Annotated in this window: 21 protein-coding genes; 9 read left to right on the top strand and 12 right to left on the bottom strand. The window is 69.3% G+C overall.

Annotated features, from left to right (window positions below):
• The first annotated feature begins 2 nt into the window (after window positions 1–2).
• On the top strand, window positions 3–1,025 hold the full coding sequence (gene galE, locus RIN43_RS04495) for a UDP-glucose 4-epimerase GalE (RefSeq protein ID WP_309127683.1): 1,023 nt from the start codon (window positions 3–5) through the stop codon (window positions 1,023–1,025).
• Between the two features lie 69 nt (window positions 1,026–1,094).
• Complete coding sequence (locus tag RIN43_RS04490; protein ID WP_309127682.1) at window positions 1,095–1,916, top strand: hypothetical protein; 822 nt, start codon at window positions 1,095–1,097, stop codon at window positions 1,914–1,916.
• Window positions 1,917–1,959: 43 nt separating this feature from the next.
• Here the strand turns inward: RIN43_RS04490 and RIN43_RS04485 are convergent, their stop codons facing one another.
• Both RIN43_RS04485 and RIN43_RS04480 read right to left on the bottom strand, forming a co-directional pair.
• Window positions 1,960–2,862 (bottom strand): hypothetical protein, encoded by a 903-nt coding sequence (locus RIN43_RS04485; RefSeq protein ID WP_309127681.1) that lies wholly within the window; start codon window positions 2,860–2,862, stop codon window positions 1,960–1,962.
• Between the two features lie 75 nt (window positions 2,863–2,937).
• Window positions 2,938–3,225, bottom strand: coding sequence for a PqqD family protein (locus RIN43_RS04480; RefSeq protein WP_309127680.1), 288 nt, complete (start codon window positions 3,223–3,225; stop codon window positions 2,938–2,940).
• Window positions 3,226–3,297: 72 nt separating this feature from the next.
• Here RIN43_RS04480 and RIN43_RS04475 point away from each other — a divergent pair, with 72 nt between their 5' ends.
• Complete coding sequence (locus RIN43_RS04475) at window positions 3,298–4,194, top strand: helix-turn-helix domain-containing protein (RefSeq protein ID WP_309127679.1); 897 nt, start codon at window positions 3,298–3,300, stop codon at window positions 4,192–4,194.
• A gap of 18 nt (window positions 4,195–4,212) precedes the next feature.
• Here the strand turns inward: RIN43_RS04475 and RIN43_RS04470 are convergent, their stop codons facing one another.
• The 4 genes from RIN43_RS04470 to RIN43_RS04455 form a co-directional block, all read right to left on the bottom strand.
• A complete protein-coding gene (locus tag RIN43_RS04470; RefSeq protein WP_309127678.1) occupies window positions 4,213–5,256 on the bottom strand; it encodes an ATP-binding protein in 1,044 nt (347 codons plus the stop codon).
• Window positions 5,253–6,779 carry a polysaccharide biosynthesis tyrosine autokinase gene (locus RIN43_RS04465; RefSeq protein WP_309127677.1) on the bottom strand — a complete coding sequence of 509 codons (1,527 nt, stop codon included), beginning with the start codon at window positions 6,777–6,779 and terminating at the stop codon, window positions 5,253–5,255. Before RIN43_RS04465 ends, RIN43_RS04470 begins: the two co-directional genes overlap by 4 nt.
• Window positions 6,780–6,930: 151 nt before the next feature.
• A complete protein-coding gene (locus RIN43_RS04460) occupies window positions 6,931–7,536 on the bottom strand; it encodes a hypothetical protein (protein ID WP_309127676.1) in 606 nt (201 codons plus the stop codon).
• A 148-nt stretch (window positions 7,537–7,684) separates the two neighbouring features.
• Window positions 7,685–8,551, bottom strand: a complete 867-nt coding sequence (locus RIN43_RS04455; protein ID WP_309127804.1) for an AraC family transcriptional regulator — start codon at window positions 8,549–8,551, stop codon at window positions 7,685–7,687.
• A 164-nt stretch (window positions 8,552–8,715) separates the two neighbouring features.
• On the opposite strand from RIN43_RS04455, the gene lepB reads away from it, so the two are divergent.
• Together lepB and RIN43_RS04445 are read left to right on the top strand one after the other, a co-directional pair.
• Window positions 8,716–9,423 carry a signal peptidase I gene (gene lepB / locus RIN43_RS04450; RefSeq protein WP_309127675.1) on the top strand — a complete coding sequence of 236 codons (708 nt, stop codon included), beginning with the start codon at window positions 8,716–8,718 and terminating at the stop codon, window positions 9,421–9,423.
• 257 nt (window positions 9,424–9,680) lie between these two features.
• Window positions 9,681–11,129, top strand: coding sequence for a sugar transferase (locus RIN43_RS04445; protein ID WP_309127674.1), 1,449 nt, complete (start codon window positions 9,681–9,683; stop codon window positions 11,127–11,129).
• Window positions 11,130–11,259: 130 nt separating this feature from the next.
• Here RIN43_RS04445 and RIN43_RS04440 read toward each other — a convergent pair whose 3' ends face one another.
• The 5 genes from RIN43_RS04440 to RIN43_RS04420 form a co-directional block, all read right to left on the bottom strand.
• A complete protein-coding gene (locus RIN43_RS04440) occupies window positions 11,260–12,294 on the bottom strand; it encodes a type IV toxin-antitoxin system AbiEi family antitoxin domain-containing protein (RefSeq protein WP_309127673.1) in 1,035 nt (344 codons plus the stop codon).
• A 204-nt stretch (window positions 12,295–12,498) separates the two neighbouring features.
• Window positions 12,499–13,494 carry a MauE/DoxX family redox-associated membrane protein gene (locus RIN43_RS04435; protein ID WP_309127672.1) on the bottom strand — a complete coding sequence of 332 codons (996 nt, stop codon included), beginning with the start codon at window positions 13,492–13,494 and terminating at the stop codon, window positions 12,499–12,501.
• Window positions 13,494–13,712 carry a hypothetical protein gene (locus RIN43_RS04430; RefSeq protein WP_309127671.1) on the bottom strand — a complete coding sequence of 73 codons (219 nt, stop codon included), beginning with the start codon at window positions 13,710–13,712 and terminating at the stop codon, window positions 13,494–13,496. The genes RIN43_RS04435 and RIN43_RS04430 overlap by 1 nt, the downstream gene beginning before the upstream one ends.
• Window positions 13,709–14,569 carry a nucleotidyltransferase family protein gene (locus RIN43_RS04425; protein ID WP_309127670.1) on the bottom strand — a complete coding sequence of 287 codons (861 nt, stop codon included), beginning with the start codon at window positions 14,567–14,569 and terminating at the stop codon, window positions 13,709–13,711. Before RIN43_RS04425 ends, RIN43_RS04430 begins: the two co-directional genes overlap by 4 nt.
• 4 nt (window positions 14,570–14,573) lie before the next feature.
• The gene (locus RIN43_RS04420; protein WP_309127669.1) at window positions 14,574–15,761 is read right to left on the bottom strand and encodes a glycosyltransferase; all 1,188 of its coding nucleotides are present in this window, start codon (window positions 15,759–15,761) and stop codon (window positions 14,574–14,576) included.
• A gap of 98 nt (window positions 15,762–15,859) precedes the next feature.
• Here RIN43_RS04420 and RIN43_RS04415 point away from each other — a divergent pair, with 98 nt between their 5' ends.
• Genes RIN43_RS04415 through RIN43_RS04400 form a run of 4 tightly spaced genes read left to right on the top strand, consistent with a single transcriptional unit; the run spans window position 15,860 to window position 21,079 of the window.
• Window positions 15,860–17,821: a glycosyltransferase gene (locus RIN43_RS04415; RefSeq protein ID WP_309127668.1), complete on the top strand. Its 1,962-nt coding sequence runs from the start codon at window positions 15,860–15,862 to the stop codon at window positions 17,819–17,821.
• Window positions 17,821–18,948: a glycosyltransferase gene (locus RIN43_RS04410; protein ID WP_309127667.1), complete on the top strand. Its 1,128-nt coding sequence runs from the start codon at window positions 17,821–17,823 to the stop codon at window positions 18,946–18,948. Before RIN43_RS04415 ends, RIN43_RS04410 begins: the two co-directional genes overlap by 1 nt.
• A complete protein-coding gene (locus RIN43_RS04405; protein ID WP_309127666.1) occupies window positions 18,945–19,985 on the top strand; it encodes a glycosyltransferase in 1,041 nt (346 codons plus the stop codon). The genes RIN43_RS04410 and RIN43_RS04405 overlap by 4 nt, the downstream gene beginning before the upstream one ends.
• The gene (locus RIN43_RS04400; RefSeq protein ID WP_309127665.1) at window positions 19,982–21,079 is read left to right on the top strand and encodes a glycosyltransferase; all 1,098 of its coding nucleotides are present in this window, start codon (window positions 19,982–19,984) and stop codon (window positions 21,077–21,079) included. The genes RIN43_RS04405 and RIN43_RS04400 overlap by 4 nt, the downstream gene beginning before the upstream one ends.
• Window positions 21,080–21,155: 76 nt before the next feature.
• Here RIN43_RS04400 and RIN43_RS04395 read toward each other — a convergent pair whose 3' ends face one another.
• Complete coding sequence (locus tag RIN43_RS04395) at window positions 21,156–21,686, bottom strand: hypothetical protein (RefSeq protein WP_309127664.1); 531 nt, start codon at window positions 21,684–21,686, stop codon at window positions 21,156–21,158.
• Window positions 21,687–21,789: the final 103 nt, after the last annotated feature.

Here is a 21,789-nt window from a genome sequence, read left to right as displayed (position 1 = left end):
CCGTGCGCGTACTTCTCACCGGCGGTGCCGGGTACATAGGGTCCCATGTCGCTCTCGTGCTGCTGGAGCGCGGCGACGACGTCATCGTGGTCGACGACTTCTCGAACAGCAGCGCCGAGGCGCTGCGCCGGGTCGAGCAGCTCACCGGCAAGACCGTGCAGGTCGTAGAGGTCGACCTCGCCGATCGGGCCGCCGCGGACGCCGCGCTCACCGACCTCGAGTTCGACTCGGTGATCCACTTCGCCGGTCTCAAGGCCGTGGGCGAGTCGGTCGCTCAGCCGTCTCGGTACTACCGCAACAACCTCATGTCGACGTTGAACCTGCTCGACATCATGCGCGAGAAGGATGTGCGTAAGTTCGTGTTCAGCTCTTCAGCCACCGTCTACGGCACTCCGGCGCCGGGCGTGGCGCGGCTCGACGAGTCGCAGCCCATCGGCAGGGGCGTCACCAACCCTTACGGCTGGACGAAGGCGATGATCGAGCAGATCGTCACCGATGTGCAGCGGTCGTGGCCCGAGCTCGAGGCGGTGCTGCTGCGCTACTTTAACCCGGTGGGCGCGCATCCGTCCGGCCAGATCGGCGAGGACCCCTCCGGCGTCCCCAACAACCTCATGCCGTTCGTCTCTCAGGTCGCCGTCGGCCGCCGCGAGAAGGTGGCCGTGTTCGGCGACCAGTACGACACTCCCGACGGCACCGGAGTGCGCGACTACATCCACGTGATGGACCTCGCCGAGGGTCATGTAGCGGCGCTTCGTCACCTGGAGCCCGGCGTCGAAGCCTTCAACCTCGGATCCGGCGAGGGCCACAGCGTCCTCGACGTGGTGAGGGCGTACTCCGAAGCCAGCGGCAGGGAGATCCCGTACGAGATCGTCGCTGCGCGCGCAGGCGATCTGGCGACGCTCATCGCCGATCCCGCGAAGGCGAACGAGCGACTCGACTGGCGCACCACACGCTCGCTCGCCGAAGCCTGCCGCGACTCGTGGACCTGGCAGTCGCAGAACCCGAACGGGTTCGCAGGCGCCTGACAATCGAGCTCGGATGCCCCGCAGCACCCACCTCGCGCTGCGGATGCCGGGCGGGTCTAGGCTGTCACCATGCATCGATCCGAGGATCGCGGCCTTCTGGGGAGGCCAGGCAGCGAGATCGACGCACCCATGGCGCGCACGCGCCGTGAGCGTCGACTGCTGAGTGCCGACCCCGAACCACCGCAGCCCGCACTCGTATCCGACGGCCGGCCGCCGACCCACCTGGAGACAACGATGGCCGCCGACTCGGAGTTCTCGATCGCCGCGCTGTTCGCCGGCACCCACGAGGACCTACCCGATCTGCAGCCGAACATCCTCACGGTGTGCACGGGCAACATCTGCCGTTCGCCGCTCGCCGAGGCGGTCCTCGCCGCCCGGCTGGCGGACCTCGACCTGCGCGTACACAGTGCCGGGACTCAGGCGCTCGTGGGGCACGGCATGCCGTCCGAGGCGCGTGCACTGGCGGAGCGAAACGGCGTCACCCCCGTGCGCGCGGCCGCGCACAGGGCGCGGTTGCTGACGGAGTCCCTCATGTATGACGCTGACCTCGTGCTGACCATGACGGCGCAGCACACCACGGCTGCCGTGCAGCTGGCGCCACGGCGCCTGCACCGTACGTTCACCGTTCGAGAGTTCGCACGACTCGCAGCGACTCTCGACGACGGCGTCCTGCGCAGTGTGGCCCGTGCATCCGGCAACGTCCGTTCGCGCTTCAACTCCCTGGTACAGGCGGTGTCGGATCAGCGCGGTGTCGCCGCCCGCGCCGAGGGTGACGAGGATGTCATCGACCCTTACCGACAAGCCGCCGAGGTGTATGCGCAGTCTGAGGCGCAGCTGATCCCGGCACTCGCACAGGTGGAGCGTGTGGTCAGACTGGCGATGCAGCACTGATCCCGTCCCGGGTCGCGTGCGTCGCAGCCAGAGCTGAGAGCCCTCAGCGCCGGGAACGGGCGTAATGCATCAGCGCTGCGGTTCCGCGCCGCCAGCGCAGCAACCGGTGCGCCCACGCCTCTCGCGTTGTCGGCATGCGGCCGGGGTCGTTGCGCGGGATGTCTCGGCGCGAGATCCAGAGCGCGCGAACGAGCACCCCTGGCTTGCGATGCCACGGAGCGTTGCGAAGAGAGCTCAGCCAGGACACGGCCGCACCGTCCTCGACGGTGGCGCGGTTGATGTTCCACAGCTGCTGACTGCGCGGATCGACGTCGACATCCCAGGGCTCGCCGATGAGGTCGAACAGCTCACGCAGCACCCACTGCGCGTGTCCGACGCGTGCAACGTCGATGAACTCCTCGCGCTCAGAGACTGAGAAGTCGTCGGTGAGCAGGTGCGCGACCTGCTCGAGCTCGCCGGCATGGCGCAGCGACTTCGAGTAGCGCACGGCGTGCAGCGCGGCGATCACCGCGCTGGCTCCGCGCGAGGGAACCGTCACGCGCGCGTGTGCGACCTCCATGTCGCCGCGCGTACGCCAGAGTCGCTCGAAAACAGTCTGGTCATCGGCGAAGAAGCCGGGAAAGCGAACGTGCGCGTCGATGTCGTTCGGCCAGTCGTCTCTGATGAAGGTCACAGAGTGCGGCCCGAGGAGAGAGGGCACCTCGCGCTCGACGCGCAGGTGCCAGCCGTGGTCGTCCAGCGCCGCACAGAACTCGTCGAAGCGCTCGGGGTCGACGATGACGTCGGCGTCTGCGGCGACTCTGGGCTTTCGCAGCTCGTAGCGATCGGCGACCAGCCCTTTGATGGAGAGCGTGCGGATGCCGGTCTCGCGGCCGATCTGCGCGAGCAGGGCGTGCGCGAGCTCATTGGCCTCGCTGAGCGAGAAGCTCATCGATCGTGTCTCCACAGCATCCCCTCCCGTCGTGTCGAACATACTGCTGCCGGTGCAGCTGCGGCGCACGCCGCCCGTCTCACGGTCGATTCACGCCGCGAGCAGATTGCGTGCGACCAGGTCGGCGATCAGCTTCTCGACATCACCGCGGATGTCGTCTTCGGCGACGTCGAACAGCGCAGCCAGCCGATCGAGCAGCTCGTCCGTGGGGATCGGCCCCGCTGCCGCGATCTCCTCCCAGATCACAGCGGCACTGGCCTCGAGGATGAGCGGCGCCGCCCCCGGCGTCGTCATGTCCATCGCGACGACGCGGGATTCGCCCGATGTCCACGCGACAGCATCCGATACGCGCACCGCCGTGTTCCCCCACCCAGTCACGATTGGTAGCCTAGCGAGTATTCGCGGCTTGCCAGCGGCGATCGCCGCTGTCCCCCAACGTCGTCCCCCACTATGTCACGTACGAGCGTCGCCTCCCTGCTCTCTGCGCACCTGGGTGTTCCCACCCATGCCGCAGGGCTCGTCGCCGCGCGCACCTTCAGGTCGATCACCGTCACCTATCACCGCGTCCGTGACGCCGCGTGGGGCTGGCGCCCGCAGGGCCCGTACTCTTCGACCTCGGCCTCGGCGGCGCCGCACGCGGGCGTGCTCTTCTCCGCGGAAGGTCGGCCGGTCCCCACCGCCACCGCGCGGCCGGGACATCCCGCACCGCTCGGCCTGTTCCTCCCACCGCATGCCGAGCAGGTCCTCGACTGGGAGGACGGTTCCGAGGTGCTTGCGATATGGGTGCCCGCACCGCTGCTTCAGGAGTTCACGGAGGGTGGGATGCCGGATGCCACCGTGCTCTACGCCTCTCCCCTGACCATCGGCTTCCGCACGTTCGCGCAGGCGGTCGTGCGGCACGCTGACGACGGCTCATCGATGTCGAGGTACGCCATCGAACGGCTGCTCGCGGAGATGACGTTCGGCTCGCTTGTGGAACAGCAGTCCGTCGAGACCGCACAGCGTCCCAGCTCGCTGATCGAGCGAGCGCGATCGGTGATGCTGATGCGCAGAGAGGATCCTGCGTTCTCGACCCCGCAGCTCGCCGCCGAGCTGCACATCTCGCCTCGCCAGCTGCAGCGCGCGTTCGCCCGCGCCGGTGTCACCCCCGGTGATCTGCTGAGGCGGATGCGGGTGGAGCTGGCCGAATCCATGCTCCGCAATCCGCTGTACTCCGGGTTGACCGTCGATGAGGTCTCCCGGTACGCGGGGTTCACCTCGGCGCTCCAGCTTCGACGGGCGCTTCAGGCGGAGGGCTCCCCCTCGCCGACCGAGCTGAGGAGGGCGGAGTCCGGGGCTGCTGGGTGACCGTTGGCGCGTCGGGCGTCAGCGGCGGCTCAGCACTCCGGCGTCGATGAGCTCGTCGACGGCCGCGGCGACCAGTTCGTGAGCGCTGCCCTGCGGCGGAGCTCCGTGCTGCTCGACGACGACGTCGACGATGCCGTCGAGATCCCGCCCCGCCGCCGCTTCGGTCCATACGACAGGTGCGATGCCGTCGAGCACGTGCAACATCGAGTGCGCCATCACGATCACGTGCCCGTCGGTGAGGATGGCGTCGTCGACTCCGGAGGCGTCGTAGGGTCCTGACTCGGCGGGGGTGGGTGCCGGTTGCCACTCATGGACCGTCGGAGGCGTCGCGAACAGCTCCGGCAGCAGAGGGGGCACCGTGGCAGCTTCCGGGTATCGCAGCCTGCGCACGCCGCCTATGGCGTCGCAGAGCACCGCGATCGCGCGCAGGGGACGCTCCTGGTCACGCAGGTAGCTCATCTGCGGCACGAGTTCGGGCAGCGCGTCGACGAGCGGCAGCGGCGCGATCTCGGGTGCCGACAGCGCGGCGTCCCGCTCGATCAGCACCAGAGACGCGAGCCGCAACGGCGCCTGGGGCAGCCCTCGCAGCCCCGCCTCGTCCGGTGAGACCTGCTGCTTCGGCTTCGCGGCGCGCACCACGGACAGCGGCTTGCGATAGGGGAAGACGTTCAGCTCGGCGTCGACGGCGATGGTCTCGTCCGAGACGTATCCGCAGTGGCGCCCCAGCTCGCGACTGAGTGTGGTCTTGCCGCGCCCGGAGGGTCCGACGAAGGCGGCCACCCGCCCCGATTCGTCGGCGACGCCGGCAGCGTGGAACATCAGCGCTCGGCCGCGGAGCGCGTCCAACGCCGACAGGGTCACGTCGACGGTGAGCCGTTCCATCGCCCGTTCGAAGTCCGCGCCTGCAGAGAACGTCCTGCTGAGATCCGCCTCGCCGACGCCTTCGCTCCTGGCTCCGGACCATGCGTCCGATGCCGTGCGGCGCTGCGACGAGTCAAGATCGTCTGCGTACTCGACTCGAATCCGAACACCGAGCACGTCGATGTCGACGAAGTCGTTCACGACGACCGGTGCGTGCTACGGCGGCGCGGCCCGTTCGCGTCGACGGCCTCGACGTCTGACGGGTCGCTGTTGCCGAGTCGTGCGACGAAGTCGGCCGCGCCGGCGAGCGGAGTCTGCGTCTCGGGCTCCTCAGCCCGGTAGTAGTCACCGTGGTACTGGTAGCCGTAATACGCGGCTCCGCTGCCCCGGCGCGGTACCCTGTTCAGCACGATCCCGAGGGCGCGGGCGCCGGCGCGCTCGAGATTGCCGAGAGCCTTGCCCAGCACCTCATAGGTGGTCTTACCCACGGTCGCGACGATGATCGCTCCGTCGGCGCTGTTCGTGAGCACGGCGGCATCTGTCACCGGCACCAGCGGCGGCGCGTCGATGATGACGATCGCCTCGCGAGAGATCGCCTCAAGCAGCTCCTTCATGCGGGCAGATCCGAGCACCTCACTGGGGTTCGGCGGAATCTTCCCCGCACCGATCACCAGCAGCCTGCCGTTGCCGCCCACGCGGTGAGCCACATCCGCGAGCTCGGCGCGGCCGGCGAGCACGTCGGAGAGTCCGGCGCCCTTCGGCAGACCGAAGATCGTGTCGACCATCGGGCGACGCAGGTCGCCGTCGATCAGCGCCACCTTCTGGCCGCTGGACGCGAGCGTGATCGCCAGGTTGGACGCGGTCGTCGACTTGCCGTCGCCGGGGAGCGGGCTGGTGACCACCATCACACGCGGCGGGTTGTCGACGTCCATGAACTGTATGTTCGTGCGCAGCTCCCGCATCGCCTCCGCGATCGGGAAGAGATGCGCGTTGGCGCTGCCGGATGAGTTGCCGCCGTCGAACGGGATGAGCCGGTTGTCCGGTGTGAAGGTCTTCTCTTCGGGGACGGTACCGACCACGGCGACGCCGGTTTCACGCTCGACCGATTCGACCGAGCGGATGCGGCGATCGAGCGTGTAGCGCAGCAGACCGTACCCGACGGCGAGCGCGAGGCCGGCCAGAGCACCGATCGCGAGCGCGAGCCGCGTGTTCGGGGACGACGGGCTGCTAGGCAGCCTCGCGGAGTCGACAGGGCGCAGGAAGACGGCCCCCTGCGTCGCAGCATCGTCGGTCTCGATGACGTTGACCTCGGCCGACATGGCGCGCACCCATGCTTCCGCGATGTCTCGTGCCTGCTCGGGGCTCGATGCGTCAGCGGTGACCTGAAGCGAGGTGGTGTCGAGCGGGTTGGTGACCGACACCTGCCCGACGAGCGCCTCGGGAGACTGCTTCAGTGCCAGTTCTTCGATCACGCGGTTGGCGACGGCTCGTGACGAGCCGAGTTCGACGTAAGTCTTCACCCGCTGGTTCGCGATGTTGTTGCCGAGGGAGACCATGCCGAGGTCCTCGGTGCCCGCCGCACGGACGATCGCGGTGGCGTCGGCGGTGTACACCTTGGGCTGGATGAGGGTCCATCCGAAGGCTGCGACCACGGCGCCCACGATGATGAGCGCCATGCCCAGCCAGTGCGCACGGAAGATGCGCAGGTAATCCCTCAACTCCATGTGCGTGTGTACCCCTCGTCTTGACAACGCAACAGTGCCTCTGAATCTAGCAGTCGGACGCTGCTCGGCCGCGCGCAGACGCGATGCCGGTGCTGAACGTGCGACAGGGCCCCCTCCGAGGAAGGGGCCCTGTCTTCGGCTCGCGCCGAACTCAGCAGCTGGTGGAGATGAGCTCCCAGTTGATCGCGTCGGAGTCCTTGACCACCGGCGGGTTACCGGTCGGGCTCGTGATGACCGCGGTGTGGGTGATTCCCGCGAGGCCGACCAGGTCCAGGACGCCGAGCACGCCGCTGATCGCGTCGAGTGCGATTCCCCAGCTGCGCTGACCGCCGGCGGCCAGGGGTCCGGCGATGGTCACCGTGCGCGAGCGGGTCGTGGAGAGGATGTTGCCACTCCAGGATCCCCTGGTCACGCCGCTGGTCGACCCGCCGAGGATGCCCTGCACCGCGAGGATCGGCCACAGCGCGACGGCCGCCACCGCCGCGAGGCCCGAAAGCCGTATCGTCTCGGTGACGGTGATGTTCCCGTCATAGGCGACGGTGCCCTGATTTTCTACGAAGAAGCCGCGGCCGATGTTGACGCCCGCCACGCTCAGCAGGCAGTCGGCGTAGATGCGGATCTGAGCGGTGCTCTGCGACGCGGTCGCCATGGGCATGGCCACGGCGGCGGCGATCGCCGGCACCGACCATGCGGCTCCCTTGACGACGGTGCGGCGGTCGATGTGTCGCGGTGCTCGCGCGTTCTCGTTCTCGTTCATGTTCATGCCCCTCGGCTGCGTTCCCAGTGGTGTCGCACTCAATGTGCTGTGCAGCGTCGCCGCCGCACCGGTCCGATACTCCGGGGACGCTCACGAACCGCTCAACGCAGATGTCGCGTTTTTCACCGAACCTGTCGCGAAACAGCCTTCAGCTGGTCGACACCCGGTTCCGGCGCGCACGATCGGGCAATGACAGGTCGCGGCTCGCGAACGCTCTTCTCAGCGCTGCCGGCGTCTTGAATCCGGCGTGCAGTGCAAGCTCTGCGACAGTCAGCGGATCGTAGGCCGGATCACCCAGCAGCTCGTTCGCCAACTCGATGCGCATGCCGCGCAGCTCATCGGCGGGCGAGCTGTTCTCCGCGGCGAAGAGCCGCTGCACATGCCGCGTCGAGATGTGCAGCTCACCGGCCAGCTCGGCCACGCCGAAGTCCGGGTCGGATCGCCTCAGCAGCATCAGCGAACGTGCGCGGTCGATGGAGCGAGAGTCGCGGGCGCCGCTGACGTTCTTCGGCACGGATTCGAGCAGCACGCCGAACGCCATCTCGACGACGACGCGCTCGACGAGATAGTCGGTGTACAGCGTGGGTGTCTCCTGCTGAGTGAGCAGGGAGGTGAGAAAGGCTTTCAGCCCTGCGGTCAGTGGCGTCGGTGACATGACATGGCCGGGCGTCTGCACGCCGTTCTCGACCTCCTGAAGGGAATCCCACGGCAGCCAGACGGACATACCCGTCCCCGGCGCGACGGTCTCAATGGTCGCGGCACGGTGCGGATGCAGGAATGACGCTTCCCCGACGGCGATCTCCACGACGTCCGCGCCCCGGCGCACTCTCAGCGGAGCATCCGCGAAGGCCAGCCCTGCGATCGCGTCACCCCCTTCCGGCTGCGCATTCCACATCCAATCGGCTCGGCCGTCGAAGGTGTGGCTGGTCACGAGGATGCTGCGGTGACGTCGCGCAGCCGTGGGCCTGCCCCCATCGCCGCCGATCAGGCGCAGCACAGCGCTGACATCGATCACGTTCCCCAAGACGGACCTCCCCAGATCCCCAGTGAGCGCGCGGCCCCGACCGTCAGCGCTTCGAAGACGATCATATCTTCGCCGAAGGCTTCTACGACTTCGGTCGGCGCGCATGCGGCATCCTTGCTGAGGCGATCCGGCGGGCGATGGGGCAGGATTGGGCTGTGACCTCCGACCCCGCCGCCCCCCGTCCGCTGTGGCGGCGCATCACCGGGAGCACCCTGTTCCACCTCGTCGCCGCGTTCGTGCTGGTCGGCCTGATCCTGTCTTTCGTCGCCAAGCCGTACTACGTGCCATCCGGCTCGATGGAGCAGACCCTGCATCCGGGCGATCGTGTGCTCGTGAATCGGCTGGCGTTCGTCGGTTCCGCACCCAGCACCGGAGACGTCATCGTGTTCGACGCCGACGAGACATGGGGACCCGATGGTTCGGCAGACGACGGACCCCTGAAGTCCGTCCTGCGCTGGGCCGGAGAGGTCACCGGCTTCGGCCCCTCGGGTCCGCACACTCTGATCAAAAGGGTGATCGCGGGTCCCGGCCAGACGGTGTCGTGCTGCACGGCAGACGGGCGGCTGATCGTCGACGGCGAACCGCTCGATGAGCCGTACGTCTTCGAGGACCTGCCGTTCACCGAGGGTGAACTCGACTGCACGACCACCCCGGCATCGTCACGGTGCCTGCCAGAGGTCACCGTGCCGGACGACTCCTACCTGGTGCTGGGAGACCACCGCTCGGCTTCCGCGGACGGTGCCGTGGCCTGCCGCTCTCAGGGTGCGGATGCGGATGGATGCTGGCGTTGGGCCCGGAGCGACCAGATCGTGGGCAAGGCCGCGGTGATTCTCTGGCCTGTCAGCCGCTGGAGCGGACTCTGACTCCATACGAACGCGAAGCGGCCCATCCTGATCGAGGACTATCCATCTCGAGCTGATCGGCCTACAATTCGGGTGGGGCTCCCCTGTGGGAGGGGAGGTCGCCGCTGCTGGGGCAGTGGCGAGTGATCTGTGAACGTGGTCGCAACCACGACACAGGTCTCGAACCAATCCTCTGGGGAGGGGTTGTGGTTGTATCCGAACCGTTGGGCGTGCCGCTGGGGAACGCTCGACTGAACCGTCATGGACGACTTCGTGCGTTGCCCGCGCCAACCGCGGCTCCGATCGAGCACGACTGGCACGCGTCCTACCGCCGACGACTCTTCTTCACGGATGTGGCGATCGTCGTCGCCGCCGTATTCGGCGCGCAGCTGCTTCGCTTCGGGCAGGACAGGGCGAGCCTGTTCATCCCGGGATTCAGCGGCGACAGCTTCACGCTCGGATACACCTTCGTCTCGGTGATCTTCGCGATCGCGTGGCTTCTGGCGCTGCACGGCTACGGCACACGCGACGCCAAGACGGTGGGAACGGGTACGCAGGAGTACCGTCGGATCGCCGATGCCAGCATCCGCGTATTCGGGGTCCTCACGATCGCCGCATTCCTCCTGCACATCGAAGTCGCACGGGCATACCTGCTGCTCGCGCTGCCCGCGGGGGTGGTCCTTCTCATCGCCGGCCGGTGGCTGTGGCGCGGCTGGCTCAGGGCGCAACGCGCTCAGGGCCGCTTCCTCACCCGCGTCGTGCTGGTGGGCGAGCACGGGAAATCTCAGCACATCGCCCGTGAGGTGCAGCGCGATCTCACCGTCGGCTACCAGATCGTCGGTGCGGTGACCGAGCGTGGTTCGGGCACGCTGCTTCCCGGCGTTCCCGTGCTCGGGGACCTCGACGCCCTGCTTCCGGCCATCGAGTCGGCCCGTGCCGACGCCGTCGTGTACAGCGGCTCCGATCTGATCTCTCCCCCTCGACTGAGGCAGTTCGGCTGGGAGCTGCAGTCGCGAAGCATCGACCTCATCGTCGCCGCGGCGCTCACCGACATCGCCGGGCCGCGCATCCACGCGCGGCCCGTCGCGGGTCTGTCGCTCATCCATGTGGACTATACCGAGTTCACCGGCATCCGGTACGCGACCAAGCGCGCCTTCGACATCTCAGCATCCGCGATCGCTCTCCTACTTCTCCTGCCGCTGATGGCACTGATCGCGGTGCTCGTGCGTACCGATGGCGGTCCCGCGCTCTTCGTCCAGGAACGCATCGGATTGGACGGACGGCGGTTCCGGCTGGTGAAGTTCCGGTCGATGGTGCCTGGCGCCGAGCACATGCTCGAAGGCCTGCTCGAGTTCTCCGACGGCAACGGGATGCTGTTCAAGATGCGTCGTGACCCGCGGGTCACACGCATCGGCGCTTTCCTGCGCCGCCACAGCCTGGACGAACTGCCTCAGCTGTGGAACGTGCTGCGAGGCGATATGTCGCTGGTGGGCCCGCGCCCGCCGTTGCTCAGCGAGGTCGAGAACTACGAGGACTGGGATCAGCGTCGCCTGCTGGTCAAGCCCGGAATAACCGGTCTCTGGCAGGTCAGCGGCCGCTCCGACCTCTCCTGGGAGGACAGCGTGCGACTCGACCTCTACTACGTCGAGAACTGGTCGCTCACCGGTGACCTGGTCATCCTCTGGCGCACCCTCCGCACTCTGGTCTGCGGCCGCGGCGCGTACTGACGTCCCGCCGCTCGGTCCTCGACGACGACTGCAGTTCCCGCGCCACCAAGCAACCCGCGCCCCACCAAGCAACCGGCGTGGTTTCGATGGTGGCGCGCCGGTTCGATGGTGGCACGCGCGCTTTCTTCGCTCAGCGCAGCCGACGACGGTCGAGCTGCAGGTCCGACGTGAGAGGCACGCCGAACGCGGCGAGCCGCGCGGCGAACGAATGGACCGTCGCGATGTGCTCGCTCTCCCAGCGCAGCATCCGTCTTCCGGTCGTGCCGTGCACCCAGTCTGCCCGGCGCTTTTCGCTCAGCACCGTCTCCTCGATGTGCTTGTCGCCGCGGAGCACGGGATCGACATACTTCCCCATTCCATCGAACTCACCGTAGGCGTCGATCTCGTCGAGTCCGAAGTCGATGAAGAACTCGTTCCCGCCCGGGCCCGTCACCGGGACTTGCAGCTGCACTTCGCGGAACCCCAGCCTCCTCAGCCGCAATCGGCTCACGCTCTCGCCGGGCAGCTGCGCCCGGCCGTCGGCGAAATCCACGACATCGCGCGCCCGGCGTACGCCCGGACGTCCACGCAGACGCTCAAGGCGATAGTGCAGATCTTCACGCCACACGCCGGCGGCGTCGGCATCCTGTCGGTGCCCCGTGACCGCCACCCGCCGAAGCGCCGCATCCGCGATCGATTGCGCAGCCTCCAGCCGCAGGGTACGCGCCACGTCGATCGCGGTGCGGTTCAAGCCGGTCAGACGAAACGGGCCGATCTCCACGACATCGGTGTCGTCGAGAGGAAGTTCGTGACGCAGAACATCCGGGACGCTCGCCGCATGCGACGGTGACGGGACGGTCACATGAACGCGAGTCGGAGCCAGCCGATACAGCGGAAACCCATGCACCACGGCGGCGGAGACGTGAGAGAGCACTGGCGCAGTCGCCGCGTCTCGGCAGACCGCGAGTACCCGCATCAGGTGGCGTCCCTCCGGCCAGAGGCGCCGCCAGTCCTCGGCCGTCGCATAGTGCCCGCGACGTATCCGCACCAGAACGCCTTCAGCCACGCGTTGACGGATGCGGCGCTCCGTCGCCCCTGCTGCAAGCAGATCGCCCGCCGAGCGCAGCATCCGTTCGGCGTCCGCCAGCGTGATCGCGCGCTTCGGCGGCTGTGGATTCGACCCCATCCGTCCACGTTGCCCCTACCGGAGCGCCCATGACGCGTTGTCCACAGTCTCGGATGGATCCCGCCGCGAATCCCTAAGCCTGTGGAAGGGAACGCGCGCCACCAAGCAACCCGCACCCCACCAAGCAACCGACGTCGGTTCGATGGTGGCGCGCCGGTTCGATGGTGGTACGACGGTCGCGACCCGCCCTCGATCCGGTGGCGGTCAGACGGGCGGCCGGACGCCGTGCAAGGACTCGTAGATGTCGGCGACGAACTCCTGGATGTCAGGGTGGCCGCTGACGGGCCCCCCGGCAAGAAGCCCGTCGGCACCCAGCAGCACGGCTGTGGGTGTGGGCCACTCGGCGATCGAGTCACGCACGTACCCTTGCGGATCATGCAGGGTCTGCGGCTCCACGCTGCTCGTCAGTGTGCTCTGCTCAGGCGTCGCACGCAGCAGGAGCCGCACGGAGACCTCCGGAAGCAGGGTCCGCCAATGCTCGGCACTCTCGATCACGGGCGTGCACGAACCGCACGTCTCCGAGACCGCGAGGATCAGGATCGGCGCACGCGCAGAGAGGGTGCGCAGGTTGACGGTGGTGCCGTCGCCGAGCTGAACCGGCACGGCCGGCGTGCGAGTGCGGATGTAGTCGTCGAGATCATCCGCGGCCGTCGGTGCGGGCACTGACGTGTCGTCCGGCGAGGATGCCGACGGAGCGGGCTGATGCACCAGCACGAACGTCACTGCGACGGCGGCGAGCGCGAGCAGCCAGCTCCAATTCGGCAGGGCGAGAGCGACAACACCGCCCAAGAGCGGGCTCACGCCGATCGTGGCCGCTGCCAGACCCGACAGCAGCACCAGCCATCCGTTGCGCAGCAGCGTGCGCACCGTGATGGGCTTGCGCTCGCCGAAGCATGCGCAGGAGGCATCGGGTGTTTGCTTCCTGGCGCGCCAGATCATCACGAGGTACACCGCGAAGAGCAGGGTTGCGGCGACGGCGGCGAGGACGCCGAGGACGCCGCCGAGCAGTGCAAGCGCCAGGGCGAGCGCGATCTCGGCGAACGGATGCAGCCGCATCAGCCAGCCACGCCTCAGCGCTGCCGGAACTCCCAGTTCGGTCCACCCCGCCTCGTCGTCGGGTGTGCGCAGCTTGGCCACTCCGCTGACGAGCAGGACGGCCGCGACGATCAGTGCGGGGGTGATGGTCAGTGCCATGGGCATCAGGTGTCCTCCTCGAGTGTGAGCAGCCCGGCCTGCACGAGGGCCGCGACGTTCTCGTCGGCTGCCGGGATGTCGCCGTCGCGCCGCTCGACGGCCCGCCAGACCTCGGCCGCATCGTCGGCCAGCACGAAGATCGGCCCGTCCGGCAGGACAGCGGCGTATATGCGGGACCCGTCGTCGACGGCGCCGACGTCCGCCGCCCGCACGAGGCGGCTCATCCCCTGCTCCTTCGCGGCAGCAGTTCCCCGACCGCGACGCGCGCCCGCGTCATCGCGGCGCGGAACACGTCGAGGCGAGTAGGAGCATGTCCGAGCTGGTGCGCGAGCCTGCTGCGGTTCACCCGCGGAGCCCGCATCATGATGTGCAGCGCCTCACGCCACGAGCGCGCGGCGCGCACCCTCCCCCACCATTCCTGGGTGCGGGTCCCTCCCTCGGAGACCGTCTTCCAGAGCAGATACTCAGCGCGCCGCCGGTGCCGCTGCAACTCCCCTGAGACGACGGCAGCGGCCACCACTGCGTCCAGACGGTCGATCAGCAGGTCCAGTCTGAGGCGCTCATCGACGGCCAGCGCGCGATGGAAACGATGCGCCTCTGCCCGGTCGTTCGTGCTGCCGCGTGCCGCGTTGAGCACGTACAGCGCCGCTTGTGCGGTGACGGAGGGCACGGCGATCTCGCGCCCTGCCGCGACCACGGTCGAGTGCTGATCCCACAGCAATTCGAAGGCGCTGTCGTCGGCGAGCCCGATGCCGGGGAACCGGCGGTGCAGGTCGATGTAGCCCCAGTCGCTGTTCCAGTACGTCTGGGCGTGGCCGAACGGCGAGCCGTCTTCGAAGGAGCTGTACACCTGCCAGTCGTGCGCCAGCAGTGCTTCGTGCAGAATGCCCACCGCTGCCGGATCCACGATGATGTCGACGTCGCTGCCGTTGCGTGTCTTGGGGCGGATCGATCGGTCGACGGTGGTGCCCTTGATGTGCAGCATCCGGATGCCGAGCCGGTCGGCGATCACCTGCACGCCCGCGCGGCACAGCTCGATCCGCACCGCCAGCGGGATCGGCGTCTCCTTGATGGCTCCCACGGCGTCAGCTTAGGGCTTTCGCGCTCTGTCTCCGGCGGGTGAGCACCTCTCCGTATGCCTCGCCGTGCGCTCGTGCGACGGCGTCGTCGTCCATCAGTCCCGGCGTACGCAGGGCTAGAGCCGACAGCCGTGAGCGCAGGTCAGGGTCGGCGTCCAGCCGCCGCAGTGCCTCGGCGAGCTGCGGGATGCTGCGTGGGGGCACCCGCAGGCCGTTCCGTCCGTCGTCGACCCATTCGGTCGGCCCGCCCTCGTCCGCGACCACCGTCGCCGCGCCACCCGCGAGATACTGCAGCACGTTCTGCCCGAGCGGCTCCGGCCGCGTGGAGTACTGCACGGCGATGTCCCACGTCGCGATGCGCGCGGCGGTGTCGTCGACGTGGCCGGGCAGGTGCACGCGCGCGGCGACGCCCAGTTCCGTCGCACGGCGTCGCAGTGCGCCTGCGAAGTCCTCATGCTCGAACGGAGCACCGCCGACGAGCTCGAGCTGCGCGTCACCATCGGGGAAGGCGAGCGCGAAGGCTTCGAGGAGCTCGCGCTGACCCTTCCAGGGGTCGATGCGGGCGAGCATCCCGATGCGAAGCGGACCGTCGACTCGCTTCGCTGCGACGCCGGTGCGGATGCCGGCGGCACTGGGGATGCTGACCGCGACCGCATCCTCGCGAACGAACGGGCGGGCGCTCTCGAGCGTGATGCGCGAGTTGGCCACGACACCATCGGCTCTGGGCAGGATGAGCCTGGTCATCAGCCGGTACCCGAAGGCGCCGAGGCTCTGAAGGTCGACCATGTCGCGGATGTGCACGACGAACGGGCGGGCCGACGCCCGCACGGCGAGGGCTCCGTATGCGGCTGCACGGGTGCTGTTCGCCACGACGAGGTCGCTGCGGAGCACAGCACGGTGCCACCGGGTGGCGGCGGCCTGCGCGGTCAGTCTCGCACCGAGGCCGAGGAGCCGCACGGGCGACGTTCCGCTCCCACCGGCCAGCTGGCGCACGCCGGCGAAGAGCCGGGGGACGTCTGCGGGCAGCAGTGCGAAGACGTCGTCCGGATCGGATGCGGGCAGCAGCACCTCCGCACGCCAGTCGGTGCGCGCTGAAAGCAGGCGCACGAGTGCCAGTTCCGCGCCGCCCCTGACCGTCGTGTGGTCGAGGTGCACGATGCGCGGCCGTGGGTCCCCAGTGAATACGCTTCCCATCCCCCATCGATCCCCAGAATCGTTCCCCGCGGAGCACTCCCCAGTGACTTCCGCGGCGGATATGGTTGCTGCAGACAGCATAACCCTGGGGAGGCCTTGTGCGCGTGCTGCGTATCTCGCACAGCGCCGCGATCGCCGCGTGGCGCGGCCGCGAACGCGCGCTGCGCGCCGCGGGCGATGACGTCACGCTGATCACGGCGCCGCGCTGGCACGCAGGCGGTGCCTGGGCGGAGCTCGACGCCGCTCCCGAGGAGCAGGTTCGACCGGCCCGCGCCTTCGGGCGGCATCCGGCCCTGTTCGTCTACGCACCTCGGCCACTGTGGAGGGCGCTCGGCGAGCGATGGGACGTCATCGACGTGCATGAGGAGCCGTTCGCGCTGAGCACTGCGCAGGTGCTGCTGATGCGCGCGCTGCGGCGCAACCCCGCACCCGTCGTGCTGTACACCGCGCAGAACCTCGACAAGCGCTACCCCGTGCCGTTCCGCTGGCTGGAGCGCTGGGCGCTGCGCAGCGCGGCGGGGATCTCTGCGTGCAACAGCGAGGCCGCGCGCATCGCGACCGAGAAGGGCTTCCCGGGGAAGGCGCGGGTGATCCCGCTCGGCGTCGATCCGATCTCCCATGCCGGCGCCGCGACCTCGCCGCCCGTAGAGGACGGATCCCGCGCGGATGCCGCCGTCGTGGGGCTGCTCGGACGGCTCGTTCCGGAGAAGGGCGTGCTCACGCTGCTCGACGCCCTGCGGGCGAGCCCGCACCTGCGTGCCCGGATCGCAGGTGCTGGCCCACTGGCCGCCGAGCTGCCGACCCTGATCGGATCGCGCGGGCTCACGGGGCGAGTCGACCTGCTCGGGGCGATCCCGCCCGACGACGTCGCCGGCTACTACCGGACGATCGATGTGCTCGCCGTGCCCTCGATCCCCACGAACCGATGGACAGAGCAGTTCGGCCGCGTGGCGGTCGAGGCCATGGCGGCCGGCATTCCTGTGGTCTCGAGCGATGCCGGGGCCCTCCCCGACGTGGTCGGGGGTGCGGGCATCGTCGTGCCCGCCGGCGACGCTCAGGCGCTCGCGGATGCGGTGCAGCAGGCCGCCGGACCCCGCCGAGCGGAGCTGGTGGCCGCCGGCCTGGCTCGGGCGCGGCAGTGTTCCTGGGAGGCGGTCGCCGACGCCTACCGCTCGCTCTACGCCTCGGTCGCGCGTGCGCCCGGATCGCCCCGCACAGGGATCGAGGTCATCGTCGTGGCGTACGGAGCGGTCGGGATGCTGCGACGCGCCCTGGCGCCGGTTGCAGACCTGCCCGTCACAGTCATAGACAACTCCTCCCTGCCCGAGATCGCAGCCCTGTGCGCGGAGCTCGGAGTGCGCTACCGCGACGCCGGCGCGAACCTCGGTTTCGGCGCCGCGGTGAACCTGGCGCTCAGCGACCGCCTGGTACCGGGCGGCGACGTGCTGCTGCTGAACCCCGACGCCGAGATCTCTCCTGCGGGCATCGATCACCTGCACAGTGCGCTGCGGGCCGAACCGGATCTCGCGAGCGTCGGCCCCGCCCAGGTCGACGACACCGGCCATGCGGCGCGGGTCTCCTGGCCGTTCCCGGCGCCGCACCGCAGCTGGCTGGAGGCGGTCGGTCTGGGACGGCTGACCGGCGGTCCGCAGTTCGTGATCGGGTCGGTGCTGCTGCTGCGTGCCGAGGCCCTTGAGCAGGTGGGCGGATTCGACGAGCGCTTCTTCCTGTACGCGGAGGAGACCGACTGGGCATACCGCGCGCACCTGCTGGGCTGGCGGCATCGGGCCGTTCCCGAGGTGCACGCCGTGCATCTGGCGGGCGGCACGAGCACCGATCCGCGCCGGCGCGAGGCGCATTTCCACGCGTCGCAGGAGCGTTACATGCGCAAGCACTTCGGTGCGGTGGGTTGGCAGAGCGCCCGGCTGGCGGCAGCGCTCGGCGCGACGGCGCGCTCCCTGATGCTGCCCGGCGAACGGGGCACGGCGGCCCGTCGCCGCGCTGCTCTCTACCGGCTGGGCCCGGTGCGAGTGGAGAAGCGCTTCCGAGGGGCCGGCTGATGCACATCGTGCAGATCGTGCCGACGATGGGGCGCGGGGGCGGTATCTCGGGGGTGGCCTGGCACCTGCACCGACAGTTCGTCGAGATGGGCCACACCGCCGAGACGCTCACCGAGGGCGATCTGGGGCGCCGCCATCCGGTGCCGCGCTCGCTGACGGCCCAGCGTCTCAGACGGCTGGTCACTGCGGTCTCCTTCAGCCTGCGGGGCGGGATGCGCGCGCGCCGCCATCTCGCGCAGCATCCGTCTGCCGTGTCGATCTGCCACAACGCCGCGCTAGCCGGCGACGTGTACGTGAACCATGGCGTCGTCTCAGAGACCATGCGGGCGCGCGGTCACATGCTGTGGCGGATGCTGCGCAACCCGCTGCACGTCTTCACGTATCTTCGTGACCGGTACCGCTATCGCGGCCGCACGCACCGCGCTGTGGTCGCGTTGTGTGACAGCGAAGTCGAAGTACTGCGCCGTACCTACGGCCGGGTGCGCCCGCCCGTGCACGTGATCGGGCACGGGGTGGACCTCGAGGAGCACCGTCCGCCCACTCCGGTGGAGCGGGAGGCCGCTCGCGCCAGGCTCGCCTTGGACGAGGAGCATCGGGTCGCGTTGTTCATCGGTCACGAGCTCGATCGCAAGGGAGTGGCGCTGCTGATCGACGCCCTCGTCGACGCCCCCACCGTGATGCTGCTGGTCGTCGGCGGCTATCGCTCCGCCGTCAATCGCATGACGGCGCGCGCAATCGACCGCGGCGTGGCAGAGCGGGTGCTGTTCGCGGGTCCGCAGGTCGACCTGGCGCCCTGGTTCGCAGCCGCCGACATGTTCGCCTTCCCCAGCGCCTATGAGTCGTACGGTCTCGTCATCACCGAGGCGTTGGCCTCCGGCATACCGGTGATCGCGACTCGGGTGGGGGTTGCGCCAGAGGTGATCGTCGACGGCCACAACGGCTACCTGGTCGATCCTGAGCCGCGCCAGATAGCCGATCGCCTCGAGTCGGTCGCCGCCACCGAGGTGGCGCAGTGGCGGCAGGCGTGCCGGGATTCGGTCATCCACCTCACCTGGCGCGCCACGGCTGAGCGATACCTGCAGCTGCTGGGGGAACTCGCGACGCAGCGCGGTGGGGCGCGATCATGAAGATCATGCACCTGGTCTGCTCCGACCGATTCGCAGGGGTCGAGCAGTTCGTGCTGCGTCTCGCCGTCGCACAGGCCGCCGGCGGTCATGTGGTGCACGTCGCCGGCGGAGCGGCGACACGGATGCCGGAGCAGCTCCGCGCCGCCGGAGCGACGTGGGAGCCTGCCGAGGGCGTGCGCGCCGGGGTCGCCGCCCTGCGCCGCCGTCGCCACCGACTCGACGTGATCAACTCGCACATGACCGATGCCGACGCGGCGGCCGCTCTCGTGCGCGGTCGCCGCGGTGCGGCGCTGGTCTCGACGCGCCATTTCGCTCTGCGTCGCGGCCGGGTCATCGGCATCCCCGTCGATCTGCTGCTGCGGCGCACGGTGGACGCCGAGATCGCAATCAGTTCGGCCGTGGCCGCCGCAACGGGCCTTCCCTCTACGGTCGTGCACTCCGGGGTACCGCACGCCGAGGCCGCGGCACATCCCGGGAAGATCGTGCTGATGGCGCAGCGCCTGCAGCCCGAGAAACGCACCGAAGTCGGCATCCGTGCTTTCGTGGCATCCGGCCTCGCGCACGACGGCTGGCGATTGGACATCGCCGGCGACGGGACCCAGCGCGATGCGCTGCAGCGACTGGTGGACGATCTCGGCGTCGGCTCCTCCGTACGGCTGCTCGGGTTCCGGGCAGATCTGCCGGCACTGCTCGACGGCGCATCGCTGTTCCTGGCGCCGTGCGATGTCGAAGGACTCGGACTCGCGGTGCTCGAGGCGATGGCGGCGGGCGTCGCTCCGGTCGCGGCGGCATCGGCGGGACATCTCGATGTGCTGGCAGGACTCGACGAACGCAGCGGCTTCCGTCCCGGCGACATCGAGGACGCGGCCGATGCGCTGCGGACGCTGGCGACCGATGGCGCACGACGTTCCCGCCTCGCCGCAGAGGCACGCGAGCGCGCGCGCGCCGAGTTCTCGCTCGCCGGGCAGGTCGCGCGCACCGAGAAGGTCTACGAGCGGGCGATCGAGCTGGCCACGGAACGCGGGTGGCGCGCATGAGCGACCTGGTTGTGCTCTCACTCGAGCCGTGGGATGGCGTGTGGCGCCGCAATCAGTACCTGGTGGCGGGGCTTCTGGCCGCCGACCCCGAACTCCGCGTGCTGTTCGTGGAGCCGCCCGACGACCCGCTGCACGACGTCCGCAACGGCAGGCGACCGGCGATGGGCAGCGGCCTGCGCCGCATCGACGAGCGGCTCTGGGGGCTGCGCCCGGTGAAGTGGCTGCCGCGGAGGGTGGATCGCACCGCGGACGACCGCCTGGCTCGCGTGACCGAGCGGGCGGCGCTGCGACTCGGCATGCGGCACCCGGTGCTGTGGATCAACGACCCCGCATCCGTTCACCTCGCACGGCGCTCGGGATGGCCGGTGCTCTACGACATGACCGACGACTGGCTGTCCGCCGACCGTCCTGAAGGCGAGCGGCAACGCATCGCCGAGGGCGAGGCGTGGCTGCTGCGGGAGGCGGCCGCGGTGGTCGCCTGCTCTCCCGAGCTGGTGCGTCGCAAGACGGAGCAGCGCCCCGGGATCACGCTGGTGCGCAACGGGGTCGACACTGCACGCTATCTGCGGCCGGCCCCTCGACCGGCGGATGCTCCCGCAGAGCCGTATGCGCTGTACCTGGGCACACTGCATCGCGATCGCATCGATGTCCAGTTGTGCGTGGCGACGGCGCAGGCGCTACGCGGCCGGGGCACGCTGGTGTTCGTCGGACCCGAGGCCTGGACAGCGCGGGATTCCGCGCGCGTGCGCCAGGCCGGCGCCGTGGTGCTGGGGCCGCGGGCGCGCGACGAGGTGCCCGGGTACCTGCAGCATGCAGACGTGCTCGTGGTGCCGCACGTCGTGACGTCGTTCACCGACAGCCTCGATCCGCTCAAGCTGTACGAGTATCAGGCGGTGGGGCGCCCCGTCGTGTCGACCCCGGTGGCCGGCTTCCGTGACGCTCAGGGCGTGCTGGTCGCGCCGAGCGCGGCGTTCGCGGATGCTGTCGCATCCCAGGTGCCCAGCACGACCTCGTTCCCGGAGGGCGCGGACGCCCACGCCGTGGACTGGTCGACGCGCGTGCAGGAGTTCCGCGCGGTCCTCCCGCGGCCCTGAGGCGCGCGCCCGCACCGAGGACGCGGTCGTCCGGTAGAACCGCCGGACGACCGCCGGTTCCGGCGTCGAGCGGGGCTCAGCCGTTCGGCGGGCAGTTGGTGCCGAACGTCTGCACGCAGGGAGCGGTGCTGTTGAACGAGAACGGGATGTCGAAGATCGTGCCGTTCTCGCTCGGGTCGTCGACGTTCTCCCAGTAGGCGTCGACCGTGCCGCTGCCCGACGTCTGCTCGCTGGTGCCGTTGTTGTCGAGGCCGATGCCGACGGTTTCCGTGCCGGAGGCATCGACGATGACCACGTTGTTGAACAGGTACCAGCCTTCGCTGCCGATGCCCGAGGTGATCTCCAAGCCGGAGAACGTCACACGAATCGCGTGCGTGTGGGTGTTGGTGACGTCGAAGCCAAGGACGTAACCCTTGTTCCAAGCGGCACAGTTGTTGCCCTGGCCGGGCGACTTACACGCGCCAGCGCTCTGAATGGTGACAGTTCCGGAACTGGCGAACGCCGGTATCGGAGCTGCCACCGCGATCGCGGGAACAGCCCACGCCATCGCCTTGGTAACGGTGCGGCGGCTGATGCCGTCGCTCGAGCTCTGCAAGTTCTCGCCCATGAGCGTATTCCCCAATTGTCTGCCTCGGCACGACTCCCCCATAGAGTCGAGAACACCGCAGGCACTCCAGGGCCAGAGTAGCGCATCGCCAGCGTATGCAACA

Origin of the sequence: Microbacterium sp. (assembly GCF_031178445.1) — a bacterium.
Classification (GTDB): domain Bacteria; phylum Actinomycetota; class Actinomycetes; order Actinomycetales; family Microbacteriaceae; genus Microbacterium.
The sequence above is the reverse complement of the archived record's forward strand: the minus strand, read 5'-3'. Positions and strand labels throughout refer to the sequence as shown.

Bases quoted from the DNA above. Each gene is read 5' to 3' on its own strand.
- RIN43_RS04465 (WP_309127677.1), bottom strand. From the start codon at position 6,779: ATGGAGTTGAGGGATTACCTGCGCATCTTCCGTGCGCACTGGCTGGGC.
- RIN43_RS04440 (WP_309127673.1), bottom strand. From the start codon at position 12,294: ATGGGGTCGAATCCACAGCCGCCGAAGCGCGCGATCACGCTGGCGGAC.
- RIN43_RS04405 (WP_309127666.1), top strand. From the start codon at position 18,945: ATGAAGATCATGCACCTGGTCTGCTCCGACCGATTCGCAGGGGTCGAG.
- RIN43_RS04420 (WP_309127669.1), bottom strand. From the start codon at position 15,761: ATGGGAAGCGTATTCACTGGGGACCCACGGCCGCGCATCGTGCACCTC.
- RIN43_RS04400 (WP_309127665.1), top strand. From the start codon at position 19,982: ATGAGCGACCTGGTTGTGCTCTCACTCGAGCCGTGGGATGGCGTGTGG.
- RIN43_RS04395 (WP_309127664.1), bottom strand. From the start codon at position 21,686: ATGGGCGAGAACTTGCAGAGCTCGAGCGACGGCATCAGCCGCCGCACC.
- RIN43_RS04410 (WP_309127667.1), top strand. From the start codon at position 17,821: ATGCACATCGTGCAGATCGTGCCGACGATGGGGCGCGGGGGCGGTATC.
- RIN43_RS04430 (WP_309127671.1), bottom strand. From the start codon at position 13,712: ATGAGCCGCCTCGTGCGGGCGGCGGACGTCGGCGCCGTCGACGACGGG.
- RIN43_RS04460 (WP_309127676.1), bottom strand. From the start codon at position 7,536: ATGAACGAGAACGAGAACGCGCGAGCACCGCGACACATCGACCGCCGC.
- RIN43_RS04435 (WP_309127672.1), bottom strand. From the start codon at position 13,494: ATGCCCATGGCACTGACCATCACCCCCGCACTGATCGTCGCGGCCGTC.
- RIN43_RS04490 (WP_309127682.1), top strand. From the start codon at position 1,095: ATGCATCGATCCGAGGATCGCGGCCTTCTGGGGAGGCCAGGCAGCGAG.
- RIN43_RS04475 (WP_309127679.1), top strand. From the start codon at position 3,298: ATGTCACGTACGAGCGTCGCCTCCCTGCTCTCTGCGCACCTGGGTGTT.